Annotated in this window: 5 protein-coding genes and 1 pseudogene; all 6 read left to right on the top strand. The window is 68.2% G+C overall.

Annotation, left to right across the window (positions count from 1 at the left end):
* The coding region (locus tag KHY18_RS26745) for a Bug family tripartite tricarboxylate transporter substrate binding protein (protein ID WP_249729410.1) at nt 1-595 on the top strand (595 nt) is incomplete at its 5' end.
* Nucleotides 596-715: 120 nt separating this feature from the next.
* Nucleotides 716-1,429, top strand: coding sequence for a phosphoserine phosphatase SerB (gene serB, locus KHY18_RS26740; protein ID WP_213307434.1), 714 nt, complete (start codon nt 716-718; stop codon nt 1,427-1,429).
* A gap of 286 nt (nt 1,430-1,715) precedes the next feature.
* Nucleotides 1,716-2,183: an ABC transporter substrate-binding protein gene (locus tag KHY18_RS26735; protein WP_349630344.1), complete on the top strand. Its 468-nt coding sequence runs from the start codon at nt 1,716-1,718 to the stop codon at nt 2,181-2,183.
* 124 nt (nt 2,184-2,307) lie between these two features.
* Complete coding sequence (locus KHY18_RS26730; RefSeq protein ID WP_213307430.1) at nt 2,308-2,667, top strand: DUF2946 family protein; 360 nt, start codon at nt 2,308-2,310, stop codon at nt 2,665-2,667.
* A 204-nt stretch (nt 2,668-2,871) separates the two neighbouring features.
* Nucleotides 2,872-5,034 (top strand): TonB-dependent receptor, encoded by a 2,163-nt coding sequence (locus KHY18_RS26725; protein ID WP_213307427.1) that lies wholly within the window; start codon nt 2,872-2,874, stop codon nt 5,032-5,034.
* A gap of 2 nt (nt 5,035-5,036) precedes the next feature.
* Nucleotides 5,037-5,244 (top strand): annotated as a pseudogene (locus KHY18_RS26720) (PepSY domain-containing protein); the annotation flags it as partial.

Genomic DNA, 5,244 nt, shown 5'->3' with positions numbered 1-5,244 from the left:
CATGGTGCTGGTGGTCAAGGACAAGCAGAAATTCCCCAGCGTCGCGGCCGTGGTCGCCGCGGCCAAGGCCGCGCCGGGCAAGCTGACCTATGCCTCGTCGGGCGACGGCAGCCCGCAGCACCTGGCGGCGCTGATGTTCGAGACCCGCACCAAGGCCAGCATGCTGCATGTGCCCTACAAGGGCGGCGCGCCCGCGGTCAACGACACGCTGGCCGGCAATGTAGACATGCTGTTCGCCGTGCTGCCCGAGGCCTTGCCGCATATCCAGTCGGGCAAGCTGCACGCGCTGGGCCTGCTGAGCCCGCAGCGTTCGCCCGTGCTCAAGGACACGCCCACCATGGTCGAAAGCGGCTTTGCCGATCTGAACCTGTCGGCCTGGGTAGGCCTGCTCGCGCCCGCCAAGACGCCGCCCGCGGTGATCGACAAGCTCAACCGCGCAGTGCACGGCATTCTGGCCGGCGACATCAAGACCAAGCTCGGCGAGAACGGCATGGAAGTCGCGCCCACGACGCCGCAGCAACTGCAGCAAACGATTGCCGACGAGATCAAGCTGCATGCGGAGCTGGTCAAGGCCGCAGGCCTGACGCCGCAATAAATGGCCGCAGGCGGGTGGGCCCACCCGCCTGCGCGCGCGCCGGTCAAGGGATAATGCAGGCCTCACGCCGGCGCCTGCGCACCGGCACTTTCTTCACCTTCTGCATTCCACCGCCCCACAATGAGCGCCGCTACCGAATTTGCCCCCGGCCTGATGGTCCAGCGCACCCCTGCGCCCCTGCGTCTGAACGATTACAAGCTCATCGCTTTCGACATGGACTCGACGCTGATCACCATCGAGTGCATCGACGAGATCGCCGACGCCACGGGCAAGAAAGCCGAAGTCGCGGCCATCACCGAAGCCACGATGCGCGGTGAAATCACCGACTTCAAGGAAAGCCTGCGCCAGCGCGTGGCCCTGCTCAAGGGGGTGACCGAAGCCGACATGGCCCAGGTGCGCAGCGAGCGCCTGCAACTGACGCCCGGCGCGCAGACGCTGGTCGAAGCCTGCCAGAAGGCCGGCCTCAAGGTGCTGCTGGTATCGGGCGGCTTCACCTATTTCGCCGAACATGTGCGCGGCATGCTGAACATCGACTACGTGCGCGCCAACATGCTCGAAACCGTCGACGGCGTGCTGACCGGCGGGCTGATTGAACAACCCTGGGGCGACATCTGCGACGGCGCCGAAAAGCGCCGCACGCTGCTCGAGGTTGCCTCGCTGCTGGGCGTCTCGCCCGCGCAGTGCATTGCCGTGGGCGATGGCTCCAACGACCTGCCGATGATGGGCGCCGCGGGCCTGTCGGTGGCCTACCACGCCAAGCCGCGCGTGCGCGCCGAAGCGCAGATCGCGATCAACCAGGGCGGCCTCGACCGCCTGCTCGAAATCCTGCGTTGAACGCAGATGGCCGGGCGCGCAGGGCAATGGCCCGCGCCGCGCCCAGTCATTTTTCCGGCGGCGCGGCGCGAGCGCCCTAGAATCAACCGCTGCGCGCATAAAACGACTTCTTCCAAGCGCGCGCACTGCGCTGACCAATCGTTACCCGGTTTTCCCCGGCAACGCTTGCATTCCGGCGCAGTCCCCCCATGTACTTTCCGTGAGCCTGATGGCCTGGTTGCACAAGCGCCGGGCCCAGCCTTCGCATGGGTCACCTCGTCTGTTGACTTTTCATTTAGGAATCTCCGTGAACATTTCTTACCGCGCCACTGTTTCCGTGCTTGCCATGACCTGCGCCGCGCTGCTCGCGCCTAGCCTGGCCCACGCCAAACGCATGGGCGGCTCCAAATCCGTTCGCCCGGCCAGCATTGGCAAGACTGCTCCCGCGCCTGCGCCCGTCGCAGCGCCCACGGCCGCACGCTCGGCAACGCCTGCAGCCGCGCCTGCGGCAGCTGCACCGGCCGCTGCTGCGGCTCCCGCGGCAGCAGCCGCTCCCGCCCGCGGCCCCGGCATGATGGGCATGATGGGCGCGGCCGCCGTCGGCGCCGTCGCCGGCAGCGTGGTCGGCAGCGCGATCGCCGGCCCTACGGGCGACAAGGCAGCGGACGCCAAGGCGGCCGAAGCCAAGGCCGCTGAAGCCGAAGCCGCCGACCTGCAGGCCAAGGCCGACGCCGCCAAGGCCAAGGCAGAAGCCGCACGCGCCGCGGTCAAGTAATTCGACTGGCGGTCCGGGCCCGTCCCGGACTCCTGGTCACCCACGCAACGGAGCCCCAGGGCTCCGTTGTTGTTTGTCAGCAGATTCGCACATGGCGCCGGCGACCACGCCATAATGTGCCGTCATGCAAATCCTGCGCAACTCCATTCCACTGGCCCGTCTGGTCATGGTGTGGTTCGTCCTGACGCTGGGCTGCGCCGTGGCTTCGCCCATCGTGAATCCGCAGTCGCTGCAGATGCTGTGCTCGGCCAACGGCAGCATGAAAGTGATCGTCGTCGACGACAACGGCCAGCAGGTCACGGCCAACGGCCAGCACGGGCTCGACTGCCCGCTGTGCCTCACGGTCAACGCGCCGCCGCCGCAGCAGTCGGCGCAATTCATCGCCCAGCCACAGCCGCTGGGCCGGGCGCTGCAGCCCGTGGTGTCGGCACGCATTGCCGCGATCGCGGGCGCGCCCTTGCCGCCGCGCGGACCGCCAGCCTGACCCTCCACGCGGCCATGCCGCACCGGCGCGCCCGCACGGGCCGCCGCCCTTTCCACTGAGGCCACACCTGGCCCGGCCGCGCTGCTGCGCGCGCCCCACGCTGCGCCGCAGCGCCACTCCCCATTCTCCAAAACCGACCCATGGCCCCAGGGAAGCTTGTCCCTGGACCCGGCCACGGCTCTCGTTCGTGAAGACCTGATTTCCATGACACACATTTATGTGCCCCACCGCCGCCAGCCCCTGGCCGCGGCATTGTTCGCCGCGACCGCGTTCACGGCCCAGGCCCAGTCCCTGGAGGCAACGCCCGCGCTGTCCGCTGTCGAAGTCCGAAGCGCCCAGCCCCAGGCCAATGGCCGGCTGTCGCTCGATACGCCCACCGAAACCGGCAGCCGCCTGGGCCTCACGCCGCGCGAGACGCCGGCCGCCGTCACGGTGGTCGAGCGCGCGACGATAGAAGCGCGCGGCGCGCGCAACACGCAGGAAATCCTGCAGGCGATTCCTGGCGTCACCGCGCACGACGCGCCGGGCAGCGTGGGCGTGAGCTACCGCGGTTTCAGCGGCAGCTCGCTCAATCAGCTGTTCAACGGCATCCATGTGCAGTACAGCATCGCCGCGCGCCCCGTCGACAGCTGGATCTACGACCGCGTCGAGGCCATAGGCGGTGCGTCGAGCTTTCTCTACGGCGCGGGCGGCGTGGGCGGCACGATCAACTACCTCACCAAGCTGCCCGAGCGCCACGACTTCTCCGAAGCCCAGCTGCGCCTGGGCAGCAACGACCTCAAGGAAGCGTCCGTGGGGCTCAACCGCCGTCTGGCCGACGGCCATTTCCTGCGCCTGGACCTGAACCACAAGGACGGCGGCAGCTGGACCGACGGCACGCACAGCCGCGCGACCCAGCTCGCGACTTCGCTGCTGTCCGACCTCGGCAGCGGCCTGCGCCATACGCTGGCCTACGAGTACCAGACCGAGAACCTGGACCGCCCCTACTGGGGCACGCCGCTGCTGAATCCGGCGACGGGCAAGCTGCGCATAGACGAAGGCACGCGCACCAAGAACTACAACAGTGCCGACGGCCGCTACGCCCAGCGCGTGCAGTGGCTGCGCTCCATCACCGACTGGCGCGTCAACGACGCCTTGCAGTTCAAGAACACGTTCTACGTGTATGACGCCTTGCGCGACTACCGCAATGTCGAAAGCTACCGCTTCGACGCCGGCAACAGCGCCGTGATCCGTTCGGGCGTGCTGCTGCAGCGCCACGACCAGCGCATGGTGGGCAACCGCACCGAAGCCACCTACAACGGCCAGATCGCGGGCCGGCGCAGCGACTGGGCGTTCGGGCTGGAACTGAGCCTCAACCGCCAGACGCGCTTTCCCAACAGCCTGTCGGCGACCGTGAGCACGGTGAACCCCTATGCGTTCAGCACCGAACGCTTCTTCGACATTCCGGGCATGGCGCCGGGCTTCAGACCCGACCGCGACAACCGCATAGACACCACCGCGCTCTACGCCGAGAACCGCACCGCGCTCACGCCCGCGCTGCACCTGGTGACGGCGCTGCGCCACGAACGCATTGCGCTCGAACTCACCAACCGCCGCGAAGTCACGGCCGCGAGCCCGGCGTCGTTCGAACGCAGCTACCAGCCGACCACGGGCCGCATCGGCGTGGTCTGGGATGTCGCGCCCGGCGCCAATCTCTACGTCCAGTACGCGACGGCTGCCGATCCGCCATCGGGCGTGCTGTCGACGGCCTCGTTCGCCGATGTGCGCAACAACAGCGCGCTGACCACGGGCCGGCAGTTCGAAGTCGGCAGCAAGCTCGACTTCTGGGAGGGCAAGGGCAGTGCCACGCTGGCCGCTTACCACCTCACGCGCAAGAACATCGCTTCGCAGGACCCGAACAACAGCGCGCTCACGGTGCTGGTCGGCGAACAGTCGGCCAAGGGCATAGAGCTCGCGCTGGGCCTGCAGCCCAGCCGCGCCTGGTCCCTCCAGGGCAATGTGGGTCTGGTGCGCGCGCGCTATGAGAACTTCCAGCAGGGCGGGGTTTCGCTGGCCGGCACCACGCCGACCAATACACCCGAAACCGTCGCCAACCTCTGGACTTCGTATGCGTTCACGCCCGCGCTGCAGGCCAGCGCCGGCCTGCGCCATGTCGGCAAGGTCTACGCCAATGCCGCCAACACGCAAAGCTGGGCCGCGTACACGCTGCTCGACCTGGGGCTCAGCTACCAGATCCAGCGCAATATGTCGCTGGTGCTGCGCGTGCGCAATGCCACGGACAAGGTCTACGCGGCCAACGTCAGCAGCACCATGGCCTATCTGGGCGCGCCGCGCAGCGCCGATCTGACGCTGCGCGTCACCTACTGACCATGCGCCTGCACCCCAAACGCTGGCTTTACCTGGCCCATCGCTGGCTGGGCATTGCGCTGTGCGCGTTCTTCGCCATGTGGTTCTTCTCGGGCATGGTGATGATGTACGTGGGCTACCCCAAGCTCACGCCCGCCGAGCGGCTGGCGCACCTGCCGGCGCTGGGCGCCGCGGCGCCGCTGCTCGCGCCCGCCCAGGCCCTGGAGTCGG

Source organism: Acidovorax sp. CCYZU-2555 (assembly GCF_018413525.1).
Classification (GTDB): Bacteria; Pseudomonadota; Gammaproteobacteria; order Burkholderiales; family Burkholderiaceae_C; genus Comamonas.
Note: the sequence above shows the minus strand (reverse complement) of the source record. Positions and strands in the feature narration are given on the sequence as shown.